This is a genomic window from Pedomonas sp., from assembly GCF_036515995.1.
Classification (GTDB): Bacteria; Pseudomonadota; Alphaproteobacteria; order Sphingomonadales; family Sphingomonadaceae; genus Pedomonas.
This window is the reverse complement of record NZ_DATBUP010000092.1, coordinates 1-14,312: the sequence shown is the minus strand read 5'-3', so window position 1 is coordinate 14,312 and position 14,312 is coordinate 1. Positions and strand designations below refer to the sequence as shown.

The 14,312-nt window shown below is 63.4% G+C and carries 15 protein-coding genes; 9 read left to right on the top strand and 6 right to left on the bottom strand.

Annotated features, from left to right (window positions below; genetic code table 11):
• The first annotated feature begins 348 nt into the window (after window positions 1-348).
• The 5 genes from VIG90_RS07250 (at window position 349) to VIG90_RS07230 (ending at window position 4,147) form a co-directional block, all read left to right on the top strand.
• Window positions 349-1,005, top strand: a complete 657-nt coding sequence (locus VIG90_RS07250; RefSeq protein ID WP_331592824.1) for an energy transducer TonB — start codon at window positions 349-351, stop codon at window positions 1,003-1,005.
• A gap of 56 nt (window positions 1,006-1,061) precedes the next feature.
• Window positions 1,062-1,781, top strand: a complete 720-nt coding sequence (locus VIG90_RS07245; protein ID WP_331592823.1) for a MotA/TolQ/ExbB proton channel family protein — start codon at window positions 1,062-1,064, stop codon at window positions 1,779-1,781.
• 39 nt (window positions 1,782-1,820) lie between these two features.
• Window positions 1,821-2,279 carry a biopolymer transporter ExbD gene (locus tag VIG90_RS07240; protein WP_331592822.1) on the top strand — a complete coding sequence of 153 codons (459 nt, stop codon included), beginning with the start codon at window positions 1,821-1,823 and terminating at the stop codon, window positions 2,277-2,279.
• 26 nt (window positions 2,280-2,305) lie between these two features.
• Complete coding sequence (locus VIG90_RS07235) at window positions 2,306-2,740, top strand: biopolymer transporter ExbD (protein WP_331592821.1); 435 nt, start codon at window positions 2,306-2,308, stop codon at window positions 2,738-2,740.
• Window positions 2,741-2,866: 126 nt separating this feature from the next.
• A complete protein-coding gene (locus tag VIG90_RS07230; RefSeq protein WP_331592820.1) occupies window positions 2,867-4,147 on the top strand; it encodes a tetratricopeptide repeat protein in 1,281 nt (426 codons plus the stop codon).
• A gap of 124 nt (window positions 4,148-4,271) precedes the next feature.
• On the opposite strand, the gene VIG90_RS07225 is transcribed toward VIG90_RS07230, so the two are convergent.
• The 5 genes from VIG90_RS07225 to VIG90_RS07205 all read right to left on the bottom strand — a co-directional run bounded on the left by VIG90_RS07225 (window position 4,272) and on the right by VIG90_RS07205 (window position 9,476).
• On the bottom strand, window positions 4,272-5,207 hold the full coding sequence (locus VIG90_RS07225) for a hypothetical protein (RefSeq protein WP_331592819.1): 936 nt from the start codon (window positions 5,205-5,207) through the stop codon (window positions 4,272-4,274).
• A 137-nt stretch (window positions 5,208-5,344) separates the two neighbouring features.
• Window positions 5,345-6,031, bottom strand: coding sequence for a 2,3-diphosphoglycerate-dependent phosphoglycerate mutase (gpmA, locus tag VIG90_RS07220; RefSeq protein ID WP_331592818.1), 687 nt, complete (start codon window positions 6,029-6,031; stop codon window positions 5,345-5,347).
• A gap of 210 nt (window positions 6,032-6,241) precedes the next feature.
• Window positions 6,242-7,480, bottom strand: a complete 1,239-nt coding sequence (locus tag VIG90_RS07215; protein WP_331592816.1) for an NAD(P)/FAD-dependent oxidoreductase — start codon at window positions 7,478-7,480, stop codon at window positions 6,242-6,244.
• A 232-nt stretch (window positions 7,481-7,712) separates the two neighbouring features.
• Window positions 7,713-8,861, bottom strand: a complete 1,149-nt coding sequence (locus tag VIG90_RS07210; RefSeq protein ID WP_331592815.1) for a M14 family metallopeptidase — start codon at window positions 8,859-8,861, stop codon at window positions 7,713-7,715.
• Window positions 8,862-8,867: 6 nt separating this feature from the next.
• The gene (locus tag VIG90_RS07205; RefSeq protein WP_331592814.1) at window positions 8,868-9,476 is read right to left on the bottom strand and encodes a DUF4136 domain-containing protein; all 609 of its coding nucleotides are present in this window, start codon (window positions 9,474-9,476) and stop codon (window positions 8,868-8,870) included.
• 290 nt (window positions 9,477-9,766) lie between these two features.
• Here VIG90_RS07205 and galE point away from each other — a divergent pair, with 290 nt between their 5' ends.
• Window positions 9,767-10,765 (top strand): UDP-glucose 4-epimerase GalE, encoded by a 999-nt coding sequence (gene galE, locus VIG90_RS07200; protein WP_331592813.1) that lies wholly within the window; start codon window positions 9,767-9,769, stop codon window positions 10,763-10,765.
• A 122-nt stretch (window positions 10,766-10,887) separates the two neighbouring features.
• Window positions 10,888-12,336, top strand: a complete 1,449-nt coding sequence (locus tag VIG90_RS07195; protein WP_331592811.1) for a glucose-6-phosphate isomerase — start codon at window positions 10,888-10,890, stop codon at window positions 12,334-12,336.
• Here VIG90_RS07195 and VIG90_RS07190 read toward each other — a convergent pair.
• Window positions 12,292-13,134, bottom strand: coding sequence for a metallophosphoesterase family protein (locus tag VIG90_RS07190; RefSeq protein WP_331592810.1), 843 nt, complete (start codon window positions 13,132-13,134; stop codon window positions 12,292-12,294). The genes VIG90_RS07195 and VIG90_RS07190 overlap by 45 nt on opposite strands.
• A gap of 235 nt (window positions 13,135-13,369) precedes the next feature.
• Between VIG90_RS07190 and ykgO the strand changes: the two genes are divergently transcribed.
• Together ykgO and VIG90_RS07180 are read left to right on the top strand one after the other, a co-directional pair.
• The gene (ykgO, locus tag VIG90_RS07185; RefSeq protein ID WP_259277371.1) at window positions 13,370-13,495 is read left to right on the top strand and encodes a type B 50S ribosomal protein L36; all 126 of its coding nucleotides are present in this window, start codon (window positions 13,370-13,372) and stop codon (window positions 13,493-13,495) included.
• 2 nt (window positions 13,496-13,497) lie between these two features.
• Window positions 13,498-14,115, top strand: a complete 618-nt coding sequence (locus VIG90_RS07180) for an HAD family phosphatase (protein ID WP_331592809.1) — start codon at window positions 13,498-13,500, stop codon at window positions 14,113-14,115.
• Window positions 14,116-14,312: the final 197 nt, after the last annotated feature.

Here is a 14,312-nt window from a genome sequence, read left to right as displayed (position 1 = left end):
GGTGAAGGGCTAAACCTTGTTTTGCAATGAACATCCGGCTGGGATTGACTGCGGAGATGCCTGTGAAGTCAAGCATTGTGGGGGGTGACAGACCCTGCTTGACGGACACTTTAGGCGTTTTCCGGACGTCTCTGGCGACAGTTTCGGACCTTTTTACCATTTGAAAAAGCGGTTGCGACAGCGAACCGTCGCGGCTACTACTCGAGGTAAGTGGGGGTCCGGCGTTAGGTCGGCGGACGTCCACTTTTCGTTTTTGGTGCGAGCTGCGGCCAGCAGAGGACAGACATGGCTGTGGTGACACCAGGGACGGATTATCTCAGTTCATGGGAGAGGAGCTGACCCCCTTCGATGGCGTACACTGACCAGCAAATGAGTAAAGGACGTGCCGTCGCTTTAGGCGTCGTCATCGTCATCCATATTATGCTCGGCTGGGCGTTTTCTGCCGGCTTGGCGCCGAAGTTCGTCAAAACCATTCTGGAACCGATGAAAGTTTCCGACATCAAGGAAGCTCCGCCTCCAGAGGACGAACCACCGCCGCCGCCTGAAGAGCTGGTAGAGATTCCGCCCTACGTGCCGCCGCCCGATCTTCCGATCGAGCTGCCGCCGCCCCCGACGCCTGTGCAAACCATCACAACCCAGCAGGCTGTGAGACAGACCGAGGCAGCGCAAGTTGCACCGGCTCCGGCTCCTGCCCCTGTGGCTGCGCCCGCTGTAAAGCGCGTGCCGGCTAAGGGCAGCCGTCGCAACACGATCGGCGAGGACGACTATCCGTCCGCTTCGCTGCGTGCCGAGGAAGAAGGCGTTACGACCGTTCGTTACGTCATCGGTACCGATGGTCGGGTCACGCAGTGCTCGGTGGTGAAATCTTCCGGCCATCCGCGTCTGGACGAGCGCACCTGCGATCTCATCCAGCGTCGCTTCCGGTTCGATCCGGCGACTGCAGATGGCGCACCGGTTGAGGAAACCAAGACGCAGAGCGTCCGGTGGCAGATCACGACCCGCTGATCACAGGCATAATTGGGCTAAAAGCCGAGAAACGAATTTAAAAGAGGAAGTTCGAAATGGAACAGGTTGCCGTTGACAATCCGTACGGTTTCCGCGCTGCAATGGAGCAGGGCGGCATCGTCGCCCAGGCTACGTTCGGCATCATGGCCGTTATGTCGCTTGTTTCCTGGTACATCATCTTCACCAAGGCTTGGGATCAGTCGAAGATCCTGAAGCAGGGCAAGGAACTCGATAAGAAGTTCTGGACCGCCAGCAGCCTGAAGGACGGCGCTTCCAAGCTGGCCAAGAACAGCGCATACCGCCAGGTCGTTGACGATGGTCTGCGTGCTGCCGAGCACCACGAAGGCCGCCTGACCGACAAGATCGACCAGCACGAGTGGGTGACCATGTCGCTGCAGCGTTCGGTCGGCGCCATCAACAGCCACCTGCAGGGCGGCCTGTCGTTCCTGGCTTCGGTCGGCGCGACCGCACCGTTCATCGGTCTGTTCGGTACCGTGGTCGGTATTTACCGCGCTCTGGTGAACATCGGCATGTCCGGTCAGGCTTCGATCGACAAGGTCGCTGGTCCGGTCGGTGAAGCGCTGATCATGACCGCCATCGGTCTGGCCGTCGCTGTGCCGGCAGTGCTGGGCTACAACTGGCTGACCCGCCGCAACAAGGCGATCATGGACAGCCTGAACAACTTCGCTGCCGACATCCACGCATTCCTGATGTCCGGTTCGCGCGTTGCTCCGCCTGCTCCGGCCGCTGCTGCTCCGGCTGCTGCCAAGAAGTAATCCGCCCACTCGTCAATTTCACCAGGGGGAGAAAATCCCATGGCCATGAGTGTAGGATCTGACGGGGATGGTGACGGCAAGGCAATGTCGGACATCAACACGACGCCGCTCGTCGACGTCATGCTGGTTCTGCTCATTATCTTCCTCATCACCGTTCCGGTCGTGATTCAGACAGCACCGGTGGACCTGCCGAAGGTGGCGAGCATCCCCCTTCAGACCAAGCCTGAAAACATCGTCATTTCCGTCGATGTCGATGGCAACGTCTACTGGGGTGCCAGCCTCATCAAGGGCGGCAAGTCGGAACTGCGGGAAATGGTGAAGGAGCGGGTGATCAATGCCGTGCAGGCTGGTCAGCCCATTCCGGAAGTCCATATCCGTGGTGACCGCAACACGCCGTATCAGTACATCGGTGGTGTGATCTTTAACGTGCAGATGGCAGGCATTCCGAAGGTCGGATTCGTTTCCGAGCCTCCGGCAGGCATGATCACCGCGCGCTAACGCACCGGTTCCGAGGAGTAACGACTATGGCAATGAGCGTTGGCGAAGGTGGTGGTGACGACGCCCCGATGGGCGAAATGAACACCACGCCGCTGATTGACGTGATGCTCGTTCTGCTCATCATGTTCATCATCACCATTCCTATCCAGACTCACGCTGTGAAGCTGGATATGCCGCAGCAAACGAACCAGCCGCCGCCGCCGGAGCAAACCGAGAAGCCGGTCATCCACCGGGTAGAGGTCGATTTCCTCGGCCAGATCTACTGGGATGGTCAGCCGATCGACCTTGCAACTGCGACGGAGTATTTCCGGCAGGCTGCCAACCAGCCGAACCAGCCGGAAATCCACATCCGCCCGGATGCGATGGCTAAGTACGAAATCGTCGATGAAGTACTTGCCGCCGCTCAAACGGTTGGTGTGACCAAGATGGGCTTTGTCGGTAACGAGGCTTACGCTGAGTAAGTTCGTGTCCGGCGCTGGCAATTGCCAGGGTTCATAGCAAGTTAAGCGTGGGGCCGGTACAACCGGCCCCACGTGCGTTAGGAACAGGTCGTTTCAAAAATAACGGCCCAGTGGGAGGTAACCAGCATGTTGAAAACACGCATCCGTCCGGTAGCGTCCGCATTTGTACTTGCTGCAATGACGATGACGGGCGCTCTGGCCGTTTCGGCCCCGGCCGCTGCGCAGAAGAAGGAAGACGCCCCTAAGCCGCCGAAGCCGAGCAAGAAGGCTCAGAAGGATCTGGGCGAAATCCAGAAGCTCGTAAACGGTGGTGACTTCGCGGGGGCCAAGGCCAAGATCGCCGAGGTGGAAGCCAAGGGCGAGCTGACCGAGGAAGACCAGTTCTACGTCGGCAACTTCAAGCTCCAGACCGGTCTTCAGCTGAAGGACAACGCGCTGATCGAGTCCGCGCTGGAGAGCATGGCTTCCAGCAAGTACACCCCGGCGGAAGAGCGTCCGAAAATCCAGCGCAATCTGGTGGCTCTGGCGATCGAGGCCCAGGACTACCCGAAGGCGATCGAGCGTTCCAAGGCCGTGCTGGCGACCAACCCTGACGATGTCGAGACCATCCTCAACATCGGACGGATCTATTACCAACAGGGCGACTTCAACAACGCGATCGCCAGCTTCCAGCAGGCTGCCGAGACCGGCAACCGTATTGGCCAGCCGGCCGATGAGAACACCTACAAGCTGATGGCACAGGCTGCCATGCAGGCGAAGAACAACGCCGCTCTGCAGTCGGCCATGACCGCGCTGGTGACCAACTACCCCAATGCCACCAACTGGCGCGACGCTCTGGTGCTGTATCGCGACCAGCCCGGCATCACCGACCCGATGATTCTCGACAGCTACCGTCTCCAGGCCGCCAACAACGCCCTGGCAGGTGAGCGCGACTATATCGAGATGGCGGAGATCGCCGGCAAGCGCGGCCTTCCGGGCGAAGCCAAGAAGGTTCTCGAGAAGGGCATGGCTGCAAACGTGTTCGTGCAGGCCAAGGCATCCGCGAACGAGCTGCTGGCACTGGCGAACAAGAACGCTGCAGCCGACCTCAAGGATCTGCCGGCTCTCGAGAAGGAAGCCCGTGCCGCCAAGGCCGGCGATATGGCTGCCTCCACCGTGGGCGAGGGCTGGATGAGCCATGGCGACTACGCCAAGGCCGTCGAGTTCTACAAGATCGGTATCGACAAGGGTGTGAAGAACCCGGCGGAGGCCAACCTGCGCTACGGTATGGCTCTGGTAGGCGCTGGCCGGGCTGCCGACGCTATCCCGGTGTTTGCGTCCGTCACCGGCAACCTGAAGCCACTGGCTGACCTGTGGGCGGTCTACGCCCAGCAGCAGGCCAAGGGCAGTGCGGCTGGCGGCCAGTAAGCCCGCACACCGTACCGTAAGACAAGACCCGGCTCCTCAACCGAGGGGCCGGGTTTTTCTTTGACCTGATTGTTCAGCGGCCGGGCCGCAGAAGACGAGGTGAGCCGCGATCCTTGGGACACGGTTAATCCAGGTAGCCAATGTCCTTCAGGTGATAGGCGATGGCGTCCTCAAACCTAGCGAAGTGGATCTGCCTGTCTTCCGGGCACATGGCAGTGCCGGGGTCGACCTCGCATCCGGTCGGCATGAAGTCCGTCTCCTTGCGATTCACAAAGTCCACGACCTGCTTCAACGCCTGCTCATACTCGCCCAGCCGTGCCTTGACGCCGACATAGGCAGCGCAGGCGCCATTGCGCATGTCTTCGGACGTATCGGCACATGATGCCAGCGCATCTGCCGCATAGTCCTCGAGCTGCTTGCGGAAGGCAGGGCGAGTCGTGACGTCGACCGTTTTGCCGTCAATGACATTGAGGAACATGGGAGGCGCCCAACTCCCGGCATAGGGGGCGAAGGTATAGAGGAAGCGGTCGTCACGCACTGCGAACTCCACCCGGCCATCTCCGTCCAGATCCTGCGGCACCGCGCCGCCCGGACCGCCGTTGAAGAAACCGATGGGCACGATCTTGAGTGCATCGCCTACAGGCGTGACGGCGACATAATCGTTACAGCAATGCGCCCCGCCGCTGTAGGTCTGGACCAGCAGGGAAGGGGCCGGATCTGCGGCGTCGAGCTTCACAACCGCATACATCGGCACGGTGCCGGGCGGATAGCTGCCGCGGGCGATGATGGCCGGTTTCAGGCCCGACGCCATGGCGGCCGCGTAGACCACCAACGGCTCGTGATCGTCTTCCGTTCGATCGGGAAGGTTCGGGTCGGGTTCGGCGGGTTGAAAGATCACGGTCAGACCATCGACCGTAAAGCTTCTGACCTCGGGCGCTGCCGCATCCAGCATTGGTTCGAACTCCGGCGAGGCAGAGCCCGGCTCCGATGCGCAGGCCGAGAGCGACACGCCTGCCGTCAGCAGTCCAAGGAGAAGCGGAGATTTCAAGCGACGCGCCATGGCAGGCTCCTTCCATTACACAGCTTCAATCATAAGGCGGACGGAGCGCCGGCGGGAAGAGCAGAGAGCCCTGTCCAAGCAAAAGGGCGCGGAAGTTGCCTCCCGCGCCCTTTGAATGTCCGTGCTTCTGGCTGGGATCAGAGATCGTTCAGGTAGTAGCTGCGGACCGGCTTCAGGTCGTCGTCCAGATCATAGATCAGCGGCTGGCCGGTCGGGATCTCGACCTTGGTGATCTCTTCGTCCGTCAGGCCGTCCAGATGCTTGACGATGCCGCGGATGGAGTTGCCGTGTGCGGCGATGATGAGGCGCTTGCCCGCCTTCAGGTTGGGGGCGATGCTCTCATCCCACAGCGGCAGCACGCGGGCGACGGTGTCCTTCAGGCTCTCGGTGCGCGGCACCGGCAGGCCGATGTAGCGGCGATCCTTGGACACGTCGAATTCGCTGGTCTCTTCCAGATCCGGCGGCGGGATATCGTAGGAGCGGCGCCAGATGAAGACCTGCTCCTCGCCCACCTTGGCGACCATCTCGGCCTTGTTGAGGCCGGTCAGCGCGCCGTAGTGGCGCTCGTTCAGCCGCCAGTCCTTTACCACCGGCAGCCACAGCTCGCCCATTTCCTCGAGCACGAGATTGAGCGTCTTGTTGGCGCGGGTCAGCAGCGAGGTGTAGGCGATGTCGAACTCGAAGCCGCGAGCCTTCAACTCCTGGCCAGCGGCGCGGGCTTCTTCGACGCCCTTGTCGGTGATGTTGACGTCCCACCAGCCGGTGAAGCGGTTCTCGAGGTTCCAGGCCGACTGGCCGTGACGGATCAGGACAAGCTGAGGCATTGCAATCCTACCTTACGGGCAAACAGTGACCACCGGCCCGGCGGCCACACACTCAGGGTTCGCCGCGTGTGTAGCTAACTCACACCGGGCAGGCAAAGGGGGATTGCGCATCAGGACACGGGATTGAAGTTTTATTGTTTGGGTGAACGGCCCTGAAAGCGAAAGGGACGGGCAAGCCCGTCCCTTTGCGGTTTAAACGGTTCTGTCCGGTCAGGCTGCGACGGCGGTCAGATCCTTAAGGGCAACGGCAGGATCGGCCAGCAGGGCGCGGTCCGGCGTGGCCTGAGAGGCGATCAGCTTCTTGGCCGCCATGAAATCCTTGATGCTGTTGATGCAGTCAATGGCGATCAGGGTGCCGTTGCGCAGGTAGCAGACGGAGAACGGCGAGGCCTCGGGCGAGCCGCGCACCACGATGTCGTCGTAATCGATGGCAAGACCGGCCGCCTGCAGCTTGATGTCGTACTGGTCGGACCAGAACCACGGCAGATCGGCGTACGGCACCGGGTTGCCGGTGATGACGCCGACGACGGTCTTGGCCTGGTCCACTGCGTTTGGCACCGATTCCAGCCGGAGCGGGCCGGGGGCGAACACGTTGGGGTGACGGGCAACGTCGCCGATGGCGAAGATGTTGGGGTTGGCGGTGCGGCACAGCTCGTCGACCACGATGCCGTTGTCGCAGGCAAGGCCGGTCTCGATCGCCAGTTCGCAGTTCGGAATGATGCCGATGCCGACGACGACCGCATCGGCCGGGACGACCTCGCCGGAGGACAGGCGCACGCCGGTCACGCGGCCGTCCGTACCCTCGATGGCGGTGACGCCGGTGTTAAGGAGAACGTTGACGCCTTCCTGGCGGTGTTTGGTCTCGAAGAAGCGGGAGACGACCGGGCTGGTGACGCGGGCGAGCACCCGGTCCAGCGCCTCGATCAGCGTGACCTCATGGCCGAGCTTGCGGGCCGAGGCCGCGACTTCCAGACCGATGTAGCCGCCGCCGACGACGGCCAGACGTGCGCCGGGGGTGAGAGAGGCGCGAATGCCATCCACATCCGCCAGCGTGCGCAGGTAATGCACCCCGGCCAGATCCGCGCCGGGAACCGGCAGGGGACGGGCGCGCCCGCCGGTGGCGAGAATGCACCAGGTGAAGCGGATGGTCTCACCGCTCGAGAGCGCGGCGGTGCGGTCCTGCGCATCCAGATGCGTGACGCTCGTGCTGAGACGCATGTCGATGTCGCGGTCCTGCCAGAACTCGGCCTTGCGCAGGTACAGCCGGTGCTGTTCCAGCGAGCCGTTGAGGTAGGCCTTGGAGAGCGGGGGGCGCTCATAGGGCAGGGCAGCCTCGTCGCCCACCATCGTGATCGAACCGGTGAACCCGTTCTGCCGCAGGCCGATCGCCGCCATGGCACCGGCATGGCCGCCACCTACGATCAGAACATCACGCTCTACTACTGCCATGACTTTCTCCCCCCGTCCTGCGGCTGGTGCCGCAGGGTTCGTCTGCATCCCCGGGCGTGCCGCGCTGCATCTCTGGCGGCGGCGTCCCGAGCATTCGGTTCAAGTATGCCGATTTTGCGCAAATTTGTAATGACAACTTTACGCAATGGCCAAGATTAGCATTGCTTCCTTGTCCGGGCGACTCTCTTCTCATGCAGGAAGGCGTTCGTCGCCTGGACAAGGGGTGGTCAAATTACCGCAGGTCGTCCGCCAGTTCGAGCAGGGCATCAAGGCACGCCCGGCCCAGATGCCCGGAGCGCTCGCCCGACCAGCCGTGAGCCGGATCCGGGTTCTCCTCGGCGTCCTTGAACGGCATCTCCAGCGTCATGGCGAGGCAGCCGTAGCGGGCCGCCAGGGCATTGGTGGACATGCTGAGGTTCGCCTCGCCGGGTTTGGACGGCTCATAGCCAACCCGGGTCTGGAAATCCGGGCTGATCCGCTCCAGCGCCGTCTTGTAGCGCTCAAGAAGCTCGAACTGGTGCTCGCTTGCCTCCGAAACGCCTTCAAAGCCGGCGATAAAGTTGTGGGGTATGGCTTCATCGCCGTGGACATCAAGGCAGAAGTCGCAGCCGACCTTGTCCATGTGGGCCAGCACATGGAACACCTCGGGGCTGGCCTCCAGCGTGGGGGTGCCCCATTCGCGGTTCAGGTTCACGCCCGCCGCGTTGGTGCGCAGGTGACCGCGGCGCGAGCCGTCCGGGTTCATGTTGGGCACGATGTAGAACACGCACTTCTGACGCAGGCGCGCGGCCACCGGATCGGCCGGGTCTGTCAGGCGGCGCAGCATGCCCTCCACCGCCCATTCGGCCATGGTCTCGCCGGGGTGCTGGCGGGCGATGATCCAGACGCTGCGCTTGTTCCCGCCCCCCTTGTTCTTGGCGGCCTCGCCAATGGTGACGAGATCCAGATCCTGCCCGTCGAGCGTCTGGCCGAGGACCGAAACGTCGACGCCCGGCTTCTGCGCCATCTCGGCGATGAGATCGTGGTGCCGCTCCATGCTGTAGGGCGCGAAGTAGGCGAACCATACGCTGTTGCTGCGCGGGGTGTAGCGGATGGTCAGCTCGCCGCTGGCATAGCTGGTTTCGGCCTGAGCCCAGACCTGCCGGCACTCCGACACGCGGGCCTTGTAGCCGGGCCAGCCGTCAGGGTAGGCCGAGCCGCCTGCGTTGACGATGCGCAGCGTCAGCGGCACGCCCTTCGCGCCGGTGACGCGAAAATGGAACCATTGATAGAAGTCCGACTGGTGGTCCTGCCGGATGGAAAGCCGGATATCCTCCGGGTTATCGATGGAAAGAACGTCGATATTGCCGCTGTCAAAATTGGCGGACACCGCCAGTGTCATGATGAATTACCTTCCTGAAGGTTCAACAAATCGGGTGGTTTTGCCGGAAGGGCCGGGGAAGTCGGACAGCAGGGCGTCAGCGAGCTTGGGGAAGAGGGTGGGCAGATCGCCGCCCTGATCCATGCCAGCTTCGGCCTCGGCCCGGCCCTCCCAGACGGTTTCCCCGCCGGGCTTGGTCAGGCGCAGCGCCAGAGTGTGAACGCGCGTGCCGCCGTTGTTCTTGTTGCCCCCAAGGCCAAAGGCCGTGCTGACGCCAAGGCCGACATTGCTGCCGACGCCGCCGACACCGACGCCCACGGAGACGGGAGAGGAAGACCGATCGCGCAGGGCGGAGCGGGTGGTGGTGGTGTAGCTGACCTCGCCGATCAGATCTGCCGTGCCGCCAGAGGCGGGCCGGAAGCCATGGGCGCTGAGACGCTGGCCAAGAATTTCCGCATACTGCTGGAACTCCAGGGTCTGGGCGAGGCTCGGGTCGGCGGGGCGAAGCGAGACGGTGGCTGACTCTGCCACATCATTGCGGTGGAAGCGCACAACGTCCGCCTCGAAGCGGGAGCTGGCGCAGGCACCCAGTGATGAGGCCAGAAGGGCTGCTGCAAGAATCCGAGCAATGGGCACAGCTTGTCTCTCCTGACAAAAACATATTTCAAATCTAGGCCTTTCCCCGCCGCGCAGCAATCGCCGAGCGGAGTGACGCCTCATATTCAGGACCAGTTCACTGCCTGGTTCGTAACGGTTGCTAAGGACGAAGGCATGCGGAGTTCCGTGTCAATAATTCTGAAATTGTACATTGATACCCAAGTATTTAACCGGGGGGATGCAATCGGCCGTGGTTGCCAGGTTGCCCGCACTTGGAGTAGCCGGAGCGCGGGGCATCCGGTTGTCGGGATTTTCGGGAAGGAACTGGCGTGAAAGACATTACTGTTCTGGTAACGGGTGGTGCGGGGTACATCGGCAGCCACGCGGTTCTGGCTCTGAAAGACGCCGGTTATCCGGTGATTGTGATCGACAATCTGGTGACGGGCTTCCGCTGGGCCGTACCGGAGGACGTGACGTTCTACGAGGGCGACATTGCCGATGAGGCGCTGCTCGACACGATCTGCCAGACCCATGGGGTGCAGGCGATCATGCACTTCGCCGGATCGGTGGTGGTGCCTGAATCGGTCGAGAATCCGCTGAAATACTATCACAACAACACCGCCAAGAGCCGCACGCTCATCGAAAGCGCGGTGCGCAACGGGGTGAAGCATTTCATCTTCTCGTCCACCGCTGCGGTGTACGGCATTCCGGACCGGGTGCCGGTGGCGGAGGATTTCCCGACGGTGCCGATCAACCCTTACGGCTCCTCCAAGCTGATGACCGAGGTCATGCTGCGCGACTGCTCGGCCGCCTATCCGTTCAATCATGCGGCGCTGCGCTATTTCAACGTGGCCGGGGCCGACCCGGAGGGCAGGACCGGCCAGTCCACCCGCAACGCCACGCACCTGATCAAGGTGGCGGCGGAAGCGGCGCTGGGCAAGCGCGCCGGGCTCAGCATCTATGGAACCGATTACGATACGCCGGACGGCACCGGCGTGCGGGATTACATTCACGTCTCGGATCTGGTGAATGCCCACGTGCTGGCGCTGGAGCGCCTGGTGGAGCAGCCGGAGACGAGCCTGTTGCTCAATTGCGGCTACAACCGGGGCTTCTCGGTTCTGGAGGTGATCGAGGCGGTCGAGCGGGTCTCGGGCGTGACGATTGCACGGGAATTCGCACCGCGCCGTGCGGGCGATCCGGCCGCGCTTGTGGCGGACAATCGCAAGATACAGGAAACCTTTGCCTGGCAGCCGCGCTTTGGAAACCTAGACTTTATTGTCGAGACTGCGCTTCGGTGGGAGCGCACGGTTGAAACGCGGATAGCATGAAAGGCATTTGATCTGGCATGACGGTATCCCCCAGCGGCAGCGGTTTTGAGCAAATCTGCAGCGAATTGTTTCATCGCCCCCTCCGGCAATTGTCTGCAGCCGCGCCGCCCCAGCCACCCTTTGTGCTGACCGTCGGGCCGGTGCTGTTCGACTTTACCAAGACCCACTGGCATCCCCACATGTGGGAGGCGGCACAGACGCTCTGGCCGCAGGGCAGCTGGAGCAAGGCCTTTGCGGCGCTGACGGATGGCGAGATCATCAACGTCTCGGAGCGCCGGGCGGCCTTGCACACGGCCGCGCGCGGGTTCCGCATTCCGGAAACCGCCGCGGACGGCCAGCCGGTCCGCTCGGTCATCGAGGAGGGCGATGCGCGGATGAAGGCGCTCGTCACGCGGATGCGGCGGCACGGGGCCAACGATTTTGACGCCGTGCTGCACATCGGCATGGGCGGCAGCGCGCTCGGCCCGGCGGTGATCGTGGAAGCGCTGGAGGCCGGGGAGAAAAGGCGGTTCGATGCCCGCTTCCTCTCGAACATCGATGGCCATGCCTTCGCAGAAGCCATCGCCGGCCTCGATCCGCGCCGGACGCTGATCGTTGCCGTCTCCAAGAGCTGGACGACGGTGGAGACCAAGGCGAACCTGGATCTGGCCCGCCAGTGGCTGGTGGAAGGCGGTGTCGTGGCGCCCGCGCAGTCGATCATCGCGGTGACGGCGGCCAAGGACAAGGCGCTGGCGGACGGCATGCTGGAAGAGCACATCCTGCCGTTCGGCGACTGGGTCGGCGGCCGGTTCTCTGTCTGGTCGCCGGTTGGCGTCACCATCGCGCTGCAGTACGGTTGGGACGTCTTCGAGGCGTTCCGGGCCGGCGGGCGGCTGATGGACAAGCACGTGGCGGAGTGCGGCGACGAGCCGAGCGCGCCGACCATTGCGGCGGTGCTGGGCTATGCCTATGCCAGGTGCGGCGGGCGCACCACCCGGGCCGTATTCCCCTATGACGAGCGGCTCTGCGCGCTGGTGCCGTACCTGCAGCAGCTCGAGCTGGAGAGCAACGGCAAGGGCGTGAAGCTGGATGGTAGCCCGTACGAAGGCCCGGCGATGCCGGTGATCTGGGGCGACGTGGGACCGAAGGCGCAGCATGCGGTGTTCCAGTGGCTGCATCAGGCAACGGACTGGGCTCCGGTCGACTTCATCGCCGTTGCCCGGCCGGATCATGGCTACGAGACGTCCCACCGCGCGCTGCTGGCCAACTGCCTCGCGCAGGCCAAGGCGCTGATGTGCGGCACGGAGGAGGGATCGGACCCCGCCCGCCATCACCCGGGCAACCGTCCCTCCACCATGATCCTGCTGGACCGGCTGACGCCGGAGGCGCTGGGGGCGCTGCTCGCCTTCTATGAGCACCGCACCTTTGCCTTTGCCTGCCTGATGGGCATCAACTGCTTCGACCAGATGGGCGTGGAACTGGGCAAGCGGCTGGCAGGCGGGCTGGAGACGGCGCTGGCAACCGGCAACGTTGCCGGGCTCGACCCCTCAACCGCCAACCTGGTGCGCAGGCTGACCAGCCTCGACGCCTGAGGCCTGCGCCGCGACGAAGCGGCGGGACGTGCCCTCGAGGACGACGGCGGTCAGGACGCCGTGGCGATAGACCCCCGTGTCGATGCCGATGCGGTTGTGCCGGTTCTCCGGCACGGGGGTGATCGTGTGGCCATGGACCACGACGGCCCCGAAATCATCTGACGAGGACAGGAAGGGCTCCCGAATCCAGAAGAGATCCTCCTCGCTCTGCGTCTCGACGGGAACGCCGGGGCGAATGCCTGCATGGGCGAACAGGTAATCGCCAAAGCGCAGGCAGGGCAGGGTGGCTTCCAGGAAGCGGCGATGGTGCGGGGGGATCGCCTGCCGGATGGCGGCGCGAATCTCCTCCAGATCGCCCGAATACAGCACGCGACTGCCAAGGCCGTAGCTGGAGAGGGTTTCCCGGCCGCCGTAGTCCAGCCAGGTGGCCAGCATGTCATCAGGCGCAGCGCCGCTGAGGATGTCGATCAGGCATTGCTCATGGTTGCCCCGCAGGAAGTGCGGCGTTGCCCAGCCGGGCGCGAAGCCGGCCAGCCAGTCGATCACCTGCGCGGAGGCCGGGCCGCGGTCGACGTAGTCCCCAAGGAAGATCAGGTGCGTGGGGCCGGACGCGGTGGCGTGCTCGTCTTCCAGCCGCGCCATCAGGTCGTGAGCCAAGTCGAGGTGGCCGTGGATGTCTCCCACGGCGATGAGCCGGACCCCTGCCGGCGTGGCGGCATGGGTAAACGCTGGGGCTTCGGGATCGGTGAAATCCGTCTCGCTTCGATTCGCAATCCGGGACAGCAACCGCCTGATCATCCCCTTGCTCTCCCGTTTGCTCGAATTCTTTGTACTCTCGGACCCGGACCGAATTGTTGCGGAGCGAGGGGCGCTGTATAGCCTATTCCCATGCCTTGCGCATTAAAAGGCGGGGACGGGGCAGGACGCAAGCCCGTGTTTCGGCCCGATTTATGCCCCTCAGGCTTGACAAAGACGCCGCCAACCCATATCCGCGCTGCTTCAAGTTTAACCACGACAAAAAACGGCAAGCGTCATGAAAATCCGTAACTCGCTGAAGTCGCTCAAATCCCGCCACCGCGATTGCCGGGTCATCCGTCGTCGTGGCCGCGTCTATGTGATCAACAAGACCAACCGTCGCTTCAAGGCCCGCCAGGGCTAATTGTGGCGAAGGCCGGGAGGCCGTCGGCGATCGTCTTCGACGTCGGCGGCGTTCTGTGTGACTGGGACCCCCGTCACCTCTACGTCAAGCTGATCCCAGAGCCGCAGGAACTGGACTGGTTCCTTGCGAACGTGGTCACCCACGACTGGCATTTCCAGCATGACGCCGGCCGCTCGGTCCGTGAGACGATTCCGGAACTGGCGGCCCGATTCCCGAAATACGCCGAGCTCATCGAGCTTTACGATTCGCGCTGGATGGAAACCATTGCCAGCGCGATCGACGGCACCTGCGCGCTGGTCGAGGAACTCGCCGCCCGCGACGTGCCCCTGTTCGCCATCACCAACTTCTCGGCGGAATTCTTCCCGCGCTTCTGCGCCGACTATCCGGTCATGCGCCACTTCCGGGACATCGTGGTCTCGGGAGAAGAGCGCCTCGTGAAGCCGGACCCCCGCATCTACGAACTGGCGCTGCGCCGCTTCAGGCTGCAGCCGGGCGAGGGCCTGTTCATCGACGACAGGCTGGACAACGTGCAGGCCGCCGAAGCCGCCGGGTTCCAGGCGCACCAGTTCCGCTCGCCCGAGACGCTGCGCGCCGCGCTGGAAGCCGCCGGGCTGCTCTGATTTTTCTCTGAATGCTGTGGTGTTTGCAGAGGTTCTGGACCCCTGCAAGCCTGTTCGCTTGAGCGGCGGCTTGGAAACGAAGGGGAAGTGCAGGAGGGCCCCCGATGGCCTGTGCGCCTCAGCGCACGGGGGCCCTCCTGCAAGGTGCGTCTGCCTCACACTAGCGGCGGTTGAACTTCTTGAGTTCGTCGCCCTGG